Below are 15,176 nucleotides of genomic sequence, written 5' to 3'. Positions count from 1 at the left end.
GCAGGATCGACGGTATGGATCTCGGACTGACCGATCGGGTGTACGTACTGACCGGTGCCTCCCGCGGCCTGGGCTACGCGACCGCGGAGTGCCTCGTCGCCGACGGCGCCCGCGTGGTGCTCTCCGCCCGGGACGCCGACGCGGTGGCCGCCGCCGCGCAGCGCCTCGGCGGGCCGGACCGGGCCGTCGGGCTGACCGCCGACCTGACCGACCCGGAGACACCGGAGCGGCTGGTGGGGGCGGCCCGCGAGCACTTCGGGCGCCTCGACGGGGCGCTGGTCTCGGTGGGCGGGCCGCCGCCGGGCAGCGCCGCGTCGGTCACCGACGAGCAGTGGCGCCGGTCCTTCGAGACGGTCTTCCTGGGCACCGTCCGCACGGTGCGTACGGTCGCCGCTGCCCTGGGCGAGGGCGACGGCGGCGCGATCGGGCTGGTCCTGTCGACCTCGGCACGTTCGCCGGTGCCCGGCCTGGGCATCTCCAACGGCCTGCGGCCCGGCCTGGTCGGGATGGCCAAGGACGTCGCCGACGAGTACGGGCCCCGGGGCGTACGGATGGTCGGCCTGCTGCCCGGGCGGATCATGACCGACCGCAACGTCGAGCTGTTCGCCGCCACGGGCGACCCCGAGCGGGCCCGCGCGGAGGCCGAGGCGGGCATCCCGCTGCGCCGCATCGGCGCGCCGGCGGAGTTCGGCCGGGTGGCCGCGTTCGTGCTCTCCCCCGCCGCGAGCTACCTCACCGGGGTCACCGTGCCGGTCGACGGTGGCGCGCTGCGGAGCCTGTAGTGGTCCCGTCGCCCGGCGGACCGGTCGGTGCCGGGGGCACCGGACGGGGTGGCCGCCCCGAACCGACACCCGGCCCCGGGGACGCCGCGCACCGGTATCCGCGACCCACGCGGGAGGAGCTCGCCGCGGCGGTGGACCGCACGATCCCCGATCTCGTCGCACCCGGGCTGGACGTGCTCTTCGTCGGGATCAACCCGGGCCTGTGGTCGGCCGCGACCGGGTGGCACTTCGCGCGGCCCGGCAACCGGTTCTGGCCGGCGCTGCACCGGGGCGGCTTCACGCCCCGGCTGCTGCACCCCGCCGAGCAGGACGAGTTGCCCGGCCTCGGGCTGGGCATCACCAACATGGTCGCGCGGGCCAGCGCCCGGGCCGACGAGCTGACCGCCGCCGAGCTGGTCGAGGGGGCGGAGATCCTCACCGGCAAGGTCGAGCGGTACCGCCCCCGGTGGGTCGCCGTGGTCGGGGTGACCGCTTACCGGATCGGGTTCGCCCGGCCGAAGGCCGCGTTCGGCCCGCAGCCGGAGCCGCTCGCCGGCGCCCGGCTCTGGGTGCTGCCCAACCCCAGCGGCCTGAACGCGCACTTCACTCCCGAGACCCTCGGCGCGGCGTTCGGCGAGCTGCGGGCGGCGGTCGTCGCCACCGGCTGAGGCGTCAGTTGGCCGCGGCCGGCGGCATCGCCTCGTCGGCGACGTAGGACCGCAGCGGCAGACTCACCGGCTCGGGGCCGGTCGCGTCCACGTACGGGGTGGGCGAGTCGGCGACCGCGAACTGGGTGCGGTAGAGCTCGGCATAGAGGCCGCCCACGGCGACCAACTCCTCGTGCCGGCCCCGCTCGACGATCCGACCGTCGTCGAGGACCAGGATCTGGTCGGCGTCGCGGACGGTGGAGAGCCGGTGCGCGATCACGAGCGCCGTACGCCCGGTCAGCGCCACCGACAGCGCCCGCTGCACCGCCGCCTCACTCTCCGAGTCGAGGTGCGCGGTCGCCTCGTCGAGGATCACGATCGACGGGGCCTTGAGCAGCAGCCGGGCGATGGCGATGCGCTGCTTCTCGCCGCCCGAGAAGCGGTAGCCGCGCTCGCCGACGGTGGTGTCCAGCCCGTCCGGCAGGGACCGCACCAGGTCGGCGACCTGCGCGCCGGCCAGCGCCGCCCAGATCTCGTCGTCGGTGGCGTCCGGCTTGGCGTAGCGCAGGTTGTCGGCGATGGTCTCGTGGAACAGGTGCGAATCCTGGGTGACCACGCCGATCTCGTCGCGCAGCGAGTCGAAGGTGGCGTCGCGGACGTCGACCCCGCCGACCAGCACCTGCCCGTCGGTGACGTCGTAGACCCGGGAGATCAGCATGGACAGCGTCGACTTGCCGGCGCCGGAGGGCCCGACCAGCGCCACCATCTGCCCCGGCTCGACGGCGAACGAGACGCCCTTGAGCACCGGCTCGTTGACCGTACGGTCCAGCGCGGCGACCTCCTCCAGCGAGGCCAGCGAGATCTCCGCGGCGCTGGGGTAGCGGAACCGCACGTCGCGGAACTCGACCCGGCCGCTGCCCCGGGGCACCGCGACGGCGTCGGGCTTCTCCTCGATGGCCGGCTTCAGGTCGAGCACCTCGAAGACCCGGTCGAAGGAGACCAGCGCGCTCATCACGTCCACCCGGACGTTGGACAGCGCGGTCAGCGGGCCGTAGAGGCGGGTGAGCAGCAACGCGAGGGTGACCACGGTGCCGGCGCTGACGTTGCCGGTGACCGCGAGCCAGCCGCCGAGGCCGTAGGTGAGCGCCTGGGCCAGCGAGGCGACCAGCAGCATCGCGACGAAGAACGTCCGCGAGTACATCGCGGACTGGATGCCGATGTCGCGGACCCGCTCGGCCCGCCCGGCGAACCGGCGCGCCTCCACCTCGGGCCGCCCGAAGAGCTTCACCAGCAGCGCCCCCGAGACGCCGAAGCGCTCGGTCATCGTCGCGTTCATCTTCGCGTCGAGGTTGTAGGACTCCCGGGTGATCTCGGCGAGCCGCTTGCCGACCCGGCGGGCCGGGATGATGAAGACCGGCAGCAGCACCAGCGACAGCGCCGTGATCTGCCAGGAGAGGGTGAACATCACGGCGGCGGTGAGCACCAGCTGGATGACGTTGCTGACCACGCCGGACAGCGTCGACGTGAACGCCCGCTGGGCGCCGAGCACGTCGTTGTTGAGCCGGCTGACCAGAGCGCCGGTCTGGGTGCGGGTGAAGAACTGCAGCGGCATCCGCTGGACGTGGTCGTAGACCCGGGTGCGCAGGTCGAGGATGATGCCCTCGCCGATGCGGGCCGAATACCACCGCTGGGCCAGAGAGAGCAGCGCGTCGGCCACGGCGAGCGCGGCGATGACCAGGGCCAGCCGCACCACCAGGTTGCCGGCCCCCGAGCCGCCCCGGCTGATCGCGTCGATCACGTCGCCGGCGAGCACCGGGGTGGCGACCCCGATGATCGCGGCCAGCACCACGGTCACCAGGAAGACGACGATGTCGCGGCGGTAGGGCCGCGCGAAGGCCACGATCCGGCGGGCCACGCCGCGCTTGAGCCGGTGCGTGGAGATCTCGTCGCGGCTGCGCATCGACCGGAGCATGCTCCAACCGGCCATGCCGCCACCGGACATCGGGTTGGACACGTTCACCTCCGGGTCGTCGGGTCGACCGCACCGTCAGGTCGATTCTCCCGACGCCTCTGACAACCTCGGTCGTAACCCGGATCTTCCCGAACGGTCCTTACTATTCTCCCCGCCCGGCGAGATCGCGCAGCCGACGCGTCTGCGCCTCGCGCTCGGCCCGCTGCTGCTCGCCGGCGGACCGGCCGGCAGCCCCGGCCAGCAGCGCCTTGATCTCCACCACCGCGTCCCGGTTGTTGGCCAGCAGACCCGCCGTCAGATCGCGCACCGCGGCGTCGAGGGCGGCGTTCGGCACGACCAGGGTGGCCAGACCGATCCGGTCCGCCTCGGCGGCGTCCATCCGCCGGCCGGTGGCGCAGATCTCCAGCGCGCGGGAGTAGCCGACGAGGTCAACCAGGCGCTTGGTGCCGGCGAGATCCGGCACCAGGCCGAGCGTCACCTCGGCCATGGAGAACTTCGCGTCCTCGGCGAGCACCCGCAGGTCACAGGCGAGCGCCAGCTGGAAGCCGGCGCCGATCGCGTGGCCCTGCACGGCGGCGACGGAGACGATGTCGGGCCGGTGCAACCAGGTGAAGCCGCCCTGCAACTCCGCGATGCGGTCCGCACACTCCTGCTCGGGCATGGTGGCGAGCTCGGCGAACGAGCCCGGCCCGGAGGCGCCGGCCACCGTCAGGTCGAGGCCGGCGGAGAACGCCCGCCCCTCGCCACGCACGACCACGACGCGGACGTCGCCGGGCAGGTCGCGCGCGAAGTCGCTCATCGCGCGCCACATCGCCGGGGTCTGGGCGTTGAGCACGTCGGGCCGACACAACGTGACCGTCGCGACCGGCCCTTCGCATTCCAGCCGAACCCCGGTCGCCTCGGCGGTCACCGGACGATCCGGGGCGCGGTGCTGGTGGACGACGTTGGGGGGGCGGGTCACGCCTTCTTGCGGCGCCGGGCGCCGCCGCGCTGCCGCAGCTGCACCCCGGACTCGGTGAGCACCCGGTGGATGAACCCGTAGGAACGGCCGGTCGAGGCCGCGAGCGCGCGGATGCTCTCACCCGAGGTGTACCGCTTTACCAGGTCCTTGGCGAGCGTCTGACGCTCGGCTCCGACGATCCGGCGACCCTTCTCAGTGCTGGTGGCTGTGCCAGTGGCTGCCATGCTGTGTCCTCACGTCCCAGACTGTGCGGTTCGGATACGGTCCCACCTATTAGACCGCCTCGAACGATCATGCGCCAGATATCAACTCTTCGCCAACCGACACGCTATGCGTTGTCATCTTCCCGATAGAGTGATACTCCCGACGGGGCCGGGGTCGACGCCCCGCGCCCGCGCGGCGGCGACGGGCGCTCCGTACCCTGCCTGACGTGACGGACCTCCTCGACACGGCCGCTGGCGCGGCGGTGGTCTTCGCCGCCACCGACATCGACGACATCGTCGTCCTGACGCTGTTCTTCGTCGCCGCCCGCAGCACCGGCCGCCCCCGCACCTGGCAGATCGTGGCCGGGCAGTACCTGGGCATCGGCGCGCTGGCGCTGGCCAGCGCGGTGGTCGCGGCCGGGCTGCTGGTGGTGCCCGATCCGTGGACCGGGCTGCTCGGGCTGCTGCCGATCGCCCTCGGCGTGCGCGCGCTGCTCGACCGGGAAGCCGACGAGGCCCCGGCGGTGGTGGGCTCCACGCTCGGGGTGGCCGGGGTGACGATCGCCAACGGCGCGGACAACATCGCCGTCTACGTGCCGGTGTTCCGCGCCCTCGGGCCGGCCGACAGCGCGGTATTCCTGCTGGTCTTCGTAGTGCTCGTCGCGCTGTGGTGCGCGGCGGGCGCCTGGCTGGGCGGCCACCCGCGGGTGACCGGTGTGGTCGAACGAGCCGGCCACTGGCTCGTCCCGGCCGTGTTCATCGCCATCGGCGTGGTCATCCTGGCCACCTCGAACGTCCTCCCCCACCTCCTAACCCTCCTGCGCTGACCCCCTCGCCGCGAGCCGCGAGCCGCGTTGATCATGAAGTTGTTGCGCTAGGCCCGGCGTGTCGCGACAACAACTTCATGATCGACGCCGTGGGCCGGCGTCGGGCGGTGGGTCAGGCCAGCTCGACGAGTTCGAGCAGGTCGTCGCTCCAGGCGTCCTCGTCGCCGTCGGGGAGCAGGATGGCGCGGTCCGGCTTGAGCGCCATGACCGCGCCAGGGTCGTGGGTGACCAGCACGATCGCGCCCGGGTAGCGGGCGATGGCGTCGAGCACCTGCTCCCGGCTGACCGGGTCGAGGTTGTTCGTCGGCTCGTCGAGCAGCAGCACGTTCGCCCCGGAGCAGACCAGGGTGGCCAGCGCCAGCCGGGTCTTCTCGCCGCCGGAGAGCACCCCGGCCGGCTTGTCCACGTCGTCGCCGGAGAACAGGAACGCGCCGAGGATCTTCCGCAGGTCGGTGTCGGTCTGCTCGATGGCGGCGCTGCGCATGTGCTCCAGGACCGTGCGGTCCACGTCGAGCGTCTCGTGCTCCTGCGCGTAGTAGCCGAGCCGCAGGCCGTGGCCGGCGTGCACCTCGCCGGTGTCCGGCTCCAGCAGGCCGCCGAGCATCCGCAGCAGGGTGGTCTTGCCGGCGCCGTTGAGGCCGAGGATGGCCACCCGGGAGCCCCGGTCCACCGCCACGTTCACGTCGGTGAAGATCTCCAGCGAGCCGTACGACTTCGACAGGCCGGTCGCGGTGAGCGGGGTCTTGCCGCACGGGGCCGGGCTCGGGAAGCGGACCTTCGCCACCTTGTCGGCGACGCGTACCTCCTCCAGGCCGGCGATCAGCTTCTCGGCCCGCCGGGCCATGTTCTGCGCGGCGACGGTCTTGGTGGCCTTGGCCCGCATCTTGTCGGCCTGCGCCATCAGCGCGCCGGCCTTCTTCTCGGCGTTGGCCCGCTCCCGGCGGCGGCGCCGCTCGTCGGTCTCGCGGGCCTCCAGGTACGCCTTCCAGCCGAGGTTGTAGACGTCGACCACCGAGCGGGTGGCGTCGAGGAACCAGACCTTGTTGACCACCGACTCCAGCAGCGAGCCGTCGTGGGAGATCACGATCAGGCCGCCCTTGTGGTTGGCGAGGAAGTTGCGCAGCCAGGTGATCGAGTCGGCGTCGAGGTGGTTGGTCGGCTCGTCGAGCAGCAGGATGCCGCCGCCGTTCTCGCCGGCGTCCCGGAACAGGATCCGGGCCAACTCGATGCGGCGGCGCTGGCCGCCGGAGAGGGTGCCGATGGTCTGGGCGAGCGCCCGGTCCGGCAGGCCGAGGTTGGCGCAGATCCGGGCGGCCTCGGCCTCGGCGGCGTACCCGCCGAGGGAGGCGAACTGGTCCTCCAGCGCGCCGTAGCGGCGGACCAGCCGGTCGTCGGCGCCGTCGGCGAGCTTGGCCTCGATCTCCTTCATCTGGGCCATCAGCACGTCCAGGCCTCGGGCGGAGAGCACCCGGTCGCGGCCGGTGACCTCCAGGTCGCCGGTCCGCGGGTCCTGCGGGAGGTAGCCGATGGCGCTGCGCCGCTCGATCTGGCCGGCGTAGGGCTGCCCCTCGCCGGCGAGCACCTTGAGCGTGGTGGTCTTGCCGGCGCCGTTGCGGCCGACCAGGCCGATCCGGTCACCCGGCTGCACCCGCAGCGTGGTGTCGGACAGCAGGATCCGGGCGCCGGCACGAAGCTCCAGGCCGGTGGCAGTGATCATGTCGGAGGACTCGCTCTCGGGGTCTGGAAGGGCTGACTCAGGGCACGCGAAAGCGCCGGCGGGCACGAGGCCCGTCGGCGCGGGGCGGTTCAGCCTTCGCAGAGCAGCACGTGGCAAGTGTACCGGGCGTCGCCCGACCGCCCCGCCGGATTACCGACCAAGATCATCGGGTACCGAAACGCCGTCCGGACCCGGTCCGGTACCGCAACCACCAAAACGGATCAAAACGGTGATCGGGGTAGACATGGAGCTGAACGAGAACGCGCGGATCGACACCAGCCAGGTGGACGACCGGCGAGGATCCGGCGGGGGCGGCGGGCTGGGCGGCATCCCGATCCCGATCGGCGGCGGCCGGGGCGGCATCGTCGGCCTCGTCATCGCCGTGCTCGTCGCCCTCGTCGGTGGCGGCTTCGGCCTGAACGCCGCCACCAACGGCGGCGGGGACCCGCAGGGCGACAACACGTCGCTGGAGCAGAAGTGCTCGGCCGACGACGCGCTCCAGCAGCTCGACTGCCGCAACGCGCTCTACGTCAACTCCATCCAGGCGTACTGGCAGAAGGCCCTGCCCGAGGCGTTCGGCGAGCAGTACCGCCCGTCCCGGACGGTCTTCTTCAGCCAGGGCGTCAACACCGCCTGCGGGCAGGCCGACTCCGGCGTCGGCCCGTTCTACTGCCCCGCCGACGACCTGGTCTACATCGACCTCACCTTCTACCGGGTGCTCGCCCAGCAGCTCGGGGCCTCCGGCGAATTCGCCCAGCCGTACGTGCTCGCCCACGAGTACGGCCACCACGTGCAGGACCTGCTCGGCACCGAGGCCCAGATGCGTCGCCAGCAGCAGCGCGACCCGGACAGCGCCAACGCGCTCTCGGTCAAGCTGGAACTCCAGGCCGACTGCTACGCCGGCGCCTGGGCGAAGAACGCCACCGGCACCGCCGACTCCAGCGGCCAGAAGATCTTCACCAGCATCAGCGAGCAGGACATCCAGCAGGCCGTCGACACCGCCGAGAAGATCGGCGACGACGCCATCTCCGAGCGGGCGAACCGGCCGGTGAACCCCGACGAGTTCACCCACGGCTCCTCCGAGCAGCGCAGGCAGTGGTTCACCCGCGGTTACTCCACCGGTGACCCGAAGTCGTGCGACACCTTCAGCGGGGCGCTGTGAGCCCGTCACCCGCCCCGCAACGGGGTCCCGCGTCGCCACGGCGGCAAGCGGGGCCCCGGTTCAGTTGACGGGATCGCGGACCAGGATCCGGACCGCGCGGGCCGCCACGATCGCGCCGACCAGCACGGCGTGCCGGGGCTCGGGCACGTCCAGCAGCCGCTCCGCGCGCAGCGCGGCCAGCGGGGCGAGCCGCCGGTCCGCCAGCACGGTGTCCACCGCCCGCCGGTCGCCGCCGCAGACCAGCGCGCTCAGGGACGACGCCTCCGGCAACAGCAGCCGTACGGCCAACTCGGTCGCGTCGCCCAGCGCCGCATTCGCCTGGTTGTCGCGCCGCCGGGCGAAGCGCTGCTGGGACCACCCCCCGGCGGCGGTGCGGCCCTGCACGTACCGGGTGTCCACCTTCGACACCGTCAGCTCCTCGCCCGCCGCGACGCCCACCGCCACCGCGCCCTTGCGGGCCAGCAGCAGGCCGATCCGGCGGGGCGTGGCCGCGGCGGCCACGAAACCGGGCACGTCCGGGGCGGCCGGCGCGCCGGGCGGGGTGTGCAGCTCGGCGGTCGCGCCGTCCGGGGCGGCGAGCAGCAGCCCGTACGCCTGAATGGTGGTGGTGGGCACGCCGTGCCGGTCGGCGAAGCCCTCGACCCAGCGGGCGACCCGGCCGGGGCCGACCTCGACCCAACGGCCACCCCCGGCTGCGGGTCGGCTGCTCATGCGCCCGAACCTACGGCACCGGGCCGCCGGCGGCTCAGTCGGGCAGCAGCATCGCGACGGCCAGCGCGGCGATGATCGCGCTGGAGAGCAGCGCGGTCACCAGCCGCCCGCGCGTCCCGGCGAGTGCCCGGCCGACCAGGGTGCCACCGCCGGCGATGAGCAGTTGCCAGCTCGCCGAGGCGACGAACGCGCCGAGCACGAAGAGCGCGGCGGCCCGTGGATCCGGGTCGGCGGCGTCGGCCCGGCCCAGCACGAGCGCCGCGAAGTACACCACCGTCGCGGGGTTCAGCAGGGTCAGCGCGAGCACGCCGGCGAACGCCCGGGGCGGGGTGTCCAGGCCTCGACGGGCACCGGTCGTCCCGGTCGCGGTGCGGGGGCGTAGGGCACGCCAGGCGCCGTGGCCGGCGAGGGCGAGCAGCACGACGGCGGCGGCCAGCCGCAGCGGCCCGGCGACCGGGGCGACCAGGCCGGCGACCGCGGCCCCGCCGAGGGCCGCCACGGCGGCGTAGAGCCCGTCCGCGGCGGCCACTCCGAGCGCGGCGGCGGCGCCGACCCGGAACGACGTGCGGGCGCTGAGCCCGAGGATGAGGATCGCGATCGCACCGACCGGAACGGCGACGCCGTAGCCGGCGACCAGACCGGCCAGGAACGCGCCGGTCACGACGGCCGGCGGCGGGTCGAGGCGCGGCCGGGCACCGTCCGCTGTCGCCGCACGGCGGTGGCCGCGGCAACGGGAGGGCTCAGCACCGGGTACGTCTCGATCACGCCCCGATCCTGCTTCCCTACCCCACCCGCCGCCACCCATTTCCCGGCACCTCGCCGGCTGCGACGAACGCCGGCCGTGGGCGACACGCCAGCCGCTAACTGGCGGTCAAGCTCCTGATCAGGCCAAACGTCTCCCGCCGGGCCGGCGCCGGCAGCAGCAGACGGACAAGTCGCCTCAAAGGCACACAAGCCCGTCAGGGCATGGGTCACGTCCACTGCTGCCAGCCATCAACCCATCACGTACGGGCCGACCCGTCCAGCCTCACAGTCAGGCCAGCCGGTGCGCCGCGACGGTGTTCGAGCAGTCGGCGATGGTGGTTGGCTCCGAGACACTGAGGGCGTCCAACCGGGACCACCCGTTGACTCCGGTGGTGGTGTTACGGAGGTAGATCCAGAGCGCGTTGGTGTAGGTGGCGCAGTGGACGTCGATCCCCTGACTCGGGTAGCCGAGCCCGCGACTGCCGCAGTCGATGTGCGGATAGGCCCGGATGTTGGTCCCGTTCCCGAACGAGATGGCACCCCCGCTGTACAGATCCGGGTGGGTGCCGTGCCCGCTGCAGTGGGCACTGGCCGGGCTGGCGGGCAGCAACGCCAGCGCCGAGCCACTCGTGACGAGCGCCAGCGCGGACGCGATGGAGAGCAACCGAGATCGCATGTGCCGTCTCCTCCAGATAGATGGTGACAACTATCGATAGAGGATGTCACGCGGATCGCACCCTGGCGTCGCTCCGCCGGAACGCGGCAGGGTAGAAGAGAAGGCCGTCCCCGCACGCGCCGGGCCATCCGCGGCTGTGGGACACCCGCGCCGTCGTCGGCGAGCTGGCCGCCGTCGTCCGTCGACAGGAACGCGTCGAGCGCGCCGCCCGGGAGGGGCGGCGCGCTCGACGGGGACCGACGCTGGGCCGGGTCAGACGTTGAAGCCGAGGGAGCGGAGCTGGTCGCGCCCCTCGTCGGTGATCTTGTCCGGGCCCCACGGCGGGAGCCACACCCAGTTGATCCGAATGTCGTCGACCAAGCCGCCGCCGGGGCCGGTGGTCAGCGCCTGGCGGGCCTGGTCCTCGATCACGTCGGTCAGCGGGCAGGCCGCCGACGTCAGCGTCATGTCCAGCGTGGCGACGTTGTCGTCGCCGACGTGCACGCCGTACACCAGGCCGAGGTCGACCACGTTGATGCCCAGCTCGGGGTCGACGACGTCCTTCATCGCCTCCTCGATGTCGGCGACGGCGGCCCGGGCACCCGCGGCCTTGCCGCCGTCACCCGCGGCCGGCGCGGCGGCGTCCGTGGCCGGCGTCGCCGTGCCCTCGGTCGCCGGCGTCGCCGCGGTGGCGGTGTCCTCGCTACTCATGCCTTAACCTCCGAAGGGCTCACGCCCACGCCGGCGCGTGCCGCGGCGTCCTTGAACGCCATCCACGGCAACAGCGCGCACTTCACCCGGGCGGGGTAGCGGGCGACGCCCGCGAACGCGACCCCGTCACCGAGCACGTCCTCGTCCGGCGTGACCTGACCACGGCCGGACATCAACTCGACGAACGCCTCGTGCACCCGGAACGCCTCACCCGCGCCCCGCCCGACCAGCAGCTCGTGCAACACGCTCGCCGACGCCTGGCTGATCGAGCAGCCCATGCCGTCGTACGAGACGTCGTGCAGCACGTCGCCGTCGGTCGCCACCCGGACCGTGACCTCGTCGCCGCAGGTCGGGTTGACGTGGTGCGCCTCGGCGACCCGGGCGCCCGGGTCGTCCGCGTCGCGCAGACCACGGCCGTGCGGGTGCTTGTAGTGGTCCAGGATGATCTCCTGGTAGAGCTGGTCGAGCTGCATCAGTCGAACACCTTCCGCGCCTGCTCCAGGCCCGCCACCAGGGCGTCGATCTCCTCGGTGGTGGTGTAGAGGTAGAACGAGGCCCGCGTCATGGCCGGCACGCCGAACCGGGTGCACACCGGCCGGGCACAGTGGTGGCCCACCCGCACCTGCACGCCGAGCGAGTCGAGCACCTGCCCGACGTCGTGCGGGTGGATGTCGCCGAGGGCGAACGAGATGGTGCCGCCCCGGCCCACCGGCACGGTCGGCCCGAAGATCCGCAGGCCGCGCACCGTGGCGAGGGCGTCCAGCGCGTACGCCGTCAGCTCCTTCTCGTGCCACTGGATGGCCCGCATCCCGATGCCGGTGAGGTAGTCGACGGCGGCGCCGAGCGCGACCGCCTCGGCGATCGGCGGGGTGCCCGCCTCGAACCGGGCCGGCGGCGCGGCGAACGTCGAGCGCGCCATCGACACCGTCTCGATCATCGACCCGCCGCCGAGCACCGGCGGCATCGCCGCCAGCAGCTCGGCCCGGCCCCAGAGCACCCCGATGCCGGTCGGGCCGCACATCTTGTGCCCGGTGAACACGACGAAGTCGGCGTCGTAGTCGACCACGTCCATCGGCATGTGCGGCACCGACTGGGAGCAGTCGAGCAGCAGCAGCGCCCCCACCTCGCGGACCCGCTCGGTGATCCGCGCGGTGGCGTTGACGGTGCCGAGGATGTTGGACATGTGCACCAGGGAGACGATCTTCGTCCGCTCGGTGACCAGGTCCGCCAGCCCCGACTCGTCCAGGCGCCCGTGGTCGGTGACCGGGAACCAGCGCAGCGTCGCGCCGGTCCGCTCGCAGAGCAGCTGCCACGGGACGATGTTCGAGTGGTGCTCCATCTCGGAGATCACCACCTCGTCACCGGGGCCGAGCCGGAACCGCGGGTCGGCGTCGGGCCGCAGCGAGGCGTTGGAGAAGGCGTACGCGACGATGTTGATCGCCTCGGTGGAGTTCTTGGTGAACACCACCTCGTCCACGCTCGGCGCGTTGACGAACGCGGCGACCTTCGCCCGCGCGCCCTCGTACGCCTCGGTGGCCTCCGTGCCCAGCGTGTGCACCGAGCGGGAGACGTTGGCGTTGTGCATCGCGTAGTGCTCGGCGAGCACGTCGAGCACCTGCCGCGGCTTGTGCGAGGTGTTGGCGCTGTCGAGATAGACCAGCCGGTGCCCGTTGACCTCCCGGTCCAGGATCGGAAAGTCGGCGCGCACCTTCGCCACGTCGAAACGCGGCACGTCGTCGTACTGCGGCATCCCCGGCGGGATCGCGATGGTAGTCATGTCGACCGGCCCACCCATTCTCCGAGAGGAATCAGGCCCGCGCCGAACCGGCCCCGGCGACGTACCGCTCGTAGCCCTCTTCCTCGAGCTTGTCGGCCAGCTCCGGGCCGCCCTGCTCGACGATCCGGCCGGCCACGAACACGTGCACGAAGTCCGGCTTGATGTAGCGCAGGATCCGGGTGTAGTGGGTGATCAGCAGCAGGCCGGTGTCGCCGGTGTCGCGGACCCGGTTCACGCCCTCGCTGACCACGCGCAGCGCGTCGACGTCGAGGCCGGAGTCGGTCTCGTCGAGGATGGCCATCTTCGGCTTGAGCAGCTCCAGCTGCACGATCTCGTGCCGCTTCTTCTCACCGCCGGAGAAGCCCTCGTTCACGTTGCGCTGGGCGAACGCCGGGTCCATCTGGAGGCGCTCCATGGCCCCGCGCAGCTCGCCGCCCCAGGTGCGCAGCTTCGGCGCCTCGCCGTCGATGGCGGTCTTGGCGGTACGCAGGAAGTTCGCCACCGAGACGCCGGGCACCTCGACCGGGTACTGCATGGCCAGGAAGAGGCCGGCGCGGGCCCGCTCGTCGACGGACATGGCCAGCACGTCCTCGCCGTCGAGGGTCACCGAGCCGCCGGTGATCTCGTACTTGGGGTGGCCGGCGATCGAGTAGGCCAGGGTGGACTTGCCCGAGCCGTTCGGCCCCATGATCGCGTGGGTCTCGCCCGAGCGGACGGTCAGGTCGACACCGGCCAGGATCGGCTTGAGCTCACCCTCGGGCAGCTTGACCGACACCTTCAGGTCGCGGATCTCCAGGGTGCTCATTATCGGGTCACTCCATTGCTCGGCGTGAGGCTGACGTAGATGTCGCCGTCGCGGACTTCGACGGGATAGACGGGAACGGGTTCGGTGGCGGGCAGCCCGGTCGGCTCGCCGGTCCTCAGGTCGAAACGGGAACCGTGCAGCCAACATTCCAGCGTGCAGCCGGAGACCTCCCCCTCGGAGAGGGCGACCGCGGCGTGCGAGCACTCGTCGTAGACGGCGTAGAAGGCGTCGTCCTCGCCGTGCACGATCGCGATCTGCGTGCCGTCGACGTCCGCGGCGATCGCGGTGCCCTTCGGCACGTCCTCGGTCGAGCAGATCTTGATCATCAGGCGCCGGCCTTACTCAGCCGGGCCTCGATCGCGTCGCCGAGCCGCTCGCGCAGCTCCTCGACCGGGATCTTGTTGATCAGCTCGGCGAAGAAGCCGCGGACCACCAGGCGCCGCGCCTCGGCCTCCGGGATGCCCCGCGCCATCAGGTAGAACAGCTGCTCGTCGTCGAAGCGGCCGGTCGCGCTCGCGTGGCCGGCGCCGGCGATCTCGCCGGTCTCGATCTCCAGGTTGGGTACGGAGTCCGCCCGCGCGCCGTCGGTCAGCAGCAGGTTCCGGTTGATCTCGTACGTTTCGGTGCCGGTCGCCTCGGCGCGGATCAGCACGTCGCCCACCCAGACGGTACGCGCGCTCTCGCCCTGCAGGGCGCCCCGGTAGCCGACGTAGCTGCGGCAGTCCGGCACGCTGTGGTCGACCAGCTGGCGGTGCTCCAGGTGCTGCCCCGAGTCGGCGAAGTAGAGGCCGTACAGCTCGGCCTCGCCGCCCCGGTCGGTGTACTCCACCGAGGTGTACTGCCGGACCAGGTCGCCACCGAGGGAGACCTGGACGTGGACCACCCTGGCGTCCCGACCCAGCTTCACCTTCAGGTGCTGGGCCTGCACGGCGTCGTCGGCCCAGTCGGCGACGGTGACCAGGGTCAGCTTCGCCCCGTCGGCCACCGCCACCTCGACGTTGTCGGCCAGCGTCGCCGAACCGACGTGCTCCAGCACCAGGGTCACCTCGGCGAACCGGCCGACCTCGACGAAGGTGTGCCCGAAGGCGACCCCCTCGGCGCCGTCGCCGACCACCCGCAGGGCCACCGGGTCGGCGACCACGGCGTCGCGGGCGACCTGGACCAGCAGCGCCTGCCCGGCCCCGCCGTAGGCCAGCGCGCTGACCCGGTCGACGGGGGTGAGCACGCTGCCCACCCGGGGGTCGTCGGAGCCGATCCGCTCGACGGTCACGCCCTCGGGCAGGTCGCCGTACTCGTGGCGGACCGTGCCGGTGGCGGCCTGCGCCTCCGACGGCTCCAGCTCGGCGCGTCTGGAGCCGTCGCCCCCGACCAGCCCGCGGAGCCGCTTGAGCGGGGTGAAGCGCCACTCCTCCTCCAGGCCCGTAAGGGCCGGGAAGTCGGCGACGTCGTACGAGCGGAGCGCCTGCGACTTGGTGCTGGGCGGCGCGGAAGCCTGGGTAGTCATCTCTTCCTTGGTCTGTTTC

The 15,176-nt window shown here is 72.6% G+C and carries 17 protein-coding genes; 4 read left to right on the top strand and 13 right to left on the bottom strand.

Annotation, left to right across the window (positions count from 1 at the left end):
* Window positions 1-14: 14 nt before the first annotated feature.
* Together ACGFZ2_RS18530 and mug are read left to right on the top strand one after the other, a co-directional pair.
* A complete protein-coding gene (locus ACGFZ2_RS18530; protein ID WP_393268859.1) occupies window positions 15-782 on the top strand; it encodes an SDR family oxidoreductase in 768 nt (255 codons plus the stop codon).
* Entirely contained in the window at window positions 782-1,429 is a 648-nt protein-coding gene (gene mug / locus ACGFZ2_RS18525; RefSeq protein ID WP_393454936.1) for a G/U mismatch-specific DNA glycosylase, read from the top strand. The genes ACGFZ2_RS18530 and mug overlap by 1 nt, the downstream gene beginning before the upstream one ends.
* 4 nt (window positions 1,430-1,433) lie before the next feature.
* Here the strand turns inward: mug and ACGFZ2_RS18520 are convergent, their stop codons facing one another.
* The 3 genes from ACGFZ2_RS18520 to ACGFZ2_RS18510 all read right to left on the bottom strand — a co-directional run bounded on the left by ACGFZ2_RS18520 (window position 1,434) and on the right by ACGFZ2_RS18510 (window position 4,565).
* The gene (locus ACGFZ2_RS18520; RefSeq protein ID WP_393269046.1) at window positions 1,434-3,410 is read right to left on the bottom strand and encodes an ABC transporter ATP-binding protein; all 1,977 of its coding nucleotides are present in this window, start codon (window positions 3,408-3,410) and stop codon (window positions 1,434-1,436) included.
* Between the two features lie 112 nt (window positions 3,411-3,522).
* Complete coding sequence (locus tag ACGFZ2_RS18515; protein WP_393454990.1) at window positions 3,523-4,290, bottom strand: enoyl-CoA hydratase/isomerase family protein; 768 nt, start codon at window positions 4,288-4,290, stop codon at window positions 3,523-3,525.
* A gap of 47 nt (window positions 4,291-4,337) precedes the next feature.
* Window positions 4,338-4,565, bottom strand: a complete 228-nt coding sequence (locus tag ACGFZ2_RS18510; RefSeq protein WP_007462679.1) for a helix-turn-helix domain-containing protein — start codon at window positions 4,563-4,565, stop codon at window positions 4,338-4,340.
* Between the two features lie 206 nt (window positions 4,566-4,771).
* On the opposite strand from ACGFZ2_RS18510, the gene ACGFZ2_RS18505 reads away from it, so the two are divergent.
* A complete protein-coding gene (locus ACGFZ2_RS18505) occupies window positions 4,772-5,371 on the top strand; it encodes a cadmium resistance transporter (RefSeq protein ID WP_393268866.1) in 600 nt (199 codons plus the stop codon).
* A 112-nt stretch (window positions 5,372-5,483) separates the two neighbouring features.
* Here the strand turns inward: ACGFZ2_RS18505 and ACGFZ2_RS18500 are convergent, their stop codons facing one another.
* A complete protein-coding gene (locus tag ACGFZ2_RS18500) occupies window positions 5,484-7,088 on the bottom strand; it encodes an ABC-F family ATP-binding cassette domain-containing protein (RefSeq protein WP_393268868.1) in 1,605 nt (534 codons plus the stop codon).
* 244 nt (window positions 7,089-7,332) lie between these two features.
* On the opposite strand from ACGFZ2_RS18500, the gene ACGFZ2_RS18495 reads away from it, so the two are divergent.
* Window positions 7,333-8,250, top strand: a complete 918-nt coding sequence (locus ACGFZ2_RS18495) for a neutral zinc metallopeptidase (protein ID WP_393454987.1) — start codon at window positions 7,333-7,335, stop codon at window positions 8,248-8,250.
* 60 nt (window positions 8,251-8,310) lie between these two features.
* Here ACGFZ2_RS18495 and ACGFZ2_RS18490 read toward each other — a convergent pair whose 3' ends face one another.
* The 9 genes from ACGFZ2_RS18490 to sufD form a co-directional block, all read right to left on the bottom strand.
* Window positions 8,311-8,961: an acVLRF1 family peptidyl-tRNA hydrolase gene (locus ACGFZ2_RS18490; RefSeq protein WP_393454933.1), complete on the bottom strand. Its 651-nt coding sequence runs from the start codon at window positions 8,959-8,961 to the stop codon at window positions 8,311-8,313.
* A 34-nt stretch (window positions 8,962-8,995) separates the two neighbouring features.
* Complete coding sequence (locus ACGFZ2_RS18485) at window positions 8,996-9,622, bottom strand: LysE family transporter (RefSeq protein WP_393268872.1); 627 nt, start codon at window positions 9,620-9,622, stop codon at window positions 8,996-8,998.
* Window positions 9,623-9,994: 372 nt separating this feature from the next.
* The gene (locus ACGFZ2_RS18480; RefSeq protein ID WP_393268874.1) at window positions 9,995-10,381 is read right to left on the bottom strand and encodes a hypothetical protein; all 387 of its coding nucleotides are present in this window, start codon (window positions 10,379-10,381) and stop codon (window positions 9,995-9,997) included.
* 252 nt (window positions 10,382-10,633) lie between these two features.
* On the bottom strand, window positions 10,634-11,071 hold the full coding sequence (locus tag ACGFZ2_RS18475; RefSeq protein ID WP_357701739.1) for a metal-sulfur cluster assembly factor: 438 nt from the start codon (window positions 11,069-11,071) through the stop codon (window positions 10,634-10,636).
* Complete coding sequence (sufU, locus tag ACGFZ2_RS18470) at window positions 11,068-11,544, bottom strand: Fe-S cluster assembly sulfur transfer protein SufU (RefSeq protein WP_357701737.1); 477 nt, start codon at window positions 11,542-11,544, stop codon at window positions 11,068-11,070. The genes ACGFZ2_RS18475 and sufU overlap by 4 nt, the downstream gene beginning before the upstream one ends.
* Window positions 11,544-12,848: a cysteine desulfurase gene (locus tag ACGFZ2_RS18465; protein ID WP_393454929.1), complete on the bottom strand. Its 1,305-nt coding sequence runs from the start codon at window positions 12,846-12,848 to the stop codon at window positions 11,544-11,546. Before ACGFZ2_RS18465 ends, sufU begins: the two co-directional genes overlap by 1 nt.
* A 31-nt stretch (window positions 12,849-12,879) precedes the next feature.
* The gene (sufC, locus tag ACGFZ2_RS18460; protein WP_350686401.1) at window positions 12,880-13,653 is read right to left on the bottom strand and encodes a Fe-S cluster assembly ATPase SufC; all 774 of its coding nucleotides are present in this window, start codon (window positions 13,651-13,653) and stop codon (window positions 12,880-12,882) included.
* Window positions 13,653-13,979: a non-heme iron oxygenase ferredoxin subunit gene (locus ACGFZ2_RS18455; protein WP_350686402.1), complete on the bottom strand. Its 327-nt coding sequence runs from the start codon at window positions 13,977-13,979 to the stop codon at window positions 13,653-13,655. Before ACGFZ2_RS18455 ends, sufC begins: the two co-directional genes overlap by 1 nt.
* Window positions 13,979-15,157, bottom strand: a complete 1,179-nt coding sequence (sufD, locus tag ACGFZ2_RS18450) for a Fe-S cluster assembly protein SufD (protein WP_393268883.1) — start codon at window positions 15,155-15,157, stop codon at window positions 13,979-13,981. The genes ACGFZ2_RS18455 and sufD overlap by 1 nt, the downstream gene beginning before the upstream one ends.
* Between the last annotated feature and the right edge of the window lie 19 nt (window positions 15,158-15,176).

The organism is Micromonospora sp. NPDC048063 (assembly GCF_043202855.1).
GTDB lineage: Bacteria > Actinomycetota > Actinomycetes > Mycobacteriales > Micromonosporaceae > Micromonospora.
The sequence above is the reverse complement of the archived record's forward strand: the minus strand, read 5'-3'. Positions and strand labels throughout refer to the sequence as shown.

Coding starts and splice junctions, on each gene's coding strand:
- ACGFZ2_RS18530 (WP_393268859.1), top strand. CDS start 15: ATGGATCTCGGACTGACCGATCGGGTGTACGTACTGACCGGTGCCTCC.
- ACGFZ2_RS18520 (WP_393269046.1), bottom strand. CDS start 3,410: ATGTCCGGTGGCGGCATGGCCGGTTGGAGCATGCTCCGGTCGATGCGC.
- ACGFZ2_RS18510 (WP_007462679.1), bottom strand. CDS start 4,565: ATGGCAGCCACTGGCACAGCCACCAGCACTGAGAAGGGTCGCCGGATC.
- ACGFZ2_RS18500 (WP_393268868.1), bottom strand. CDS start 7,088: ATGATCACTGCCACCGGCCTGGAGCTTCGTGCCGGCGCCCGGATCCTG.
- ACGFZ2_RS18495 (WP_393454987.1), top strand. CDS start 7,333: ATGGAGCTGAACGAGAACGCGCGGATCGACACCAGCCAGGTGGACGAC.
- ACGFZ2_RS18490 (WP_393454933.1), bottom strand. CDS start 8,961: ATGAGCAGCCGACCCGCAGCCGGGGGTGGCCGTTGGGTCGAGGTCGGC.
- ACGFZ2_RS18480 (WP_393268874.1), bottom strand. CDS start 10,381: ATGCGATCTCGGTTGCTCTCCATCGCGTCCGCGCTGGCGCTCGTCACG.
- ACGFZ2_RS18475 (WP_357701739.1), bottom strand. CDS start 11,071: ATGAGTAGCGAGGACACCGCCACCGCGGCGACGCCGGCGACCGAGGGC.
- sufU (WP_357701737.1), bottom strand. CDS start 11,544: ATGCAGCTCGACCAGCTCTACCAGGAGATCATCCTGGACCACTACAAG.
- ACGFZ2_RS18465 (WP_393454929.1), bottom strand. CDS start 12,848: ATGACTACCATCGCGATCCCGCCGGGGATGCCGCAGTACGACGACGTG.
- sufC (WP_350686401.1), bottom strand. CDS start 13,653: ATGAGCACCCTGGAGATCCGCGACCTGAAGGTGTCGGTCAAGCTGCCC.
- ACGFZ2_RS18455 (WP_350686402.1), bottom strand. CDS start 13,979: ATGATCAAGATCTGCTCGACCGAGGACGTGCCGAAGGGCACCGCGATC.
- sufD (WP_393268883.1), bottom strand. CDS start 15,157: ATGACTACCCAGGCTTCCGCGCCGCCCAGCACCAAGTCGCAGGCGCTC.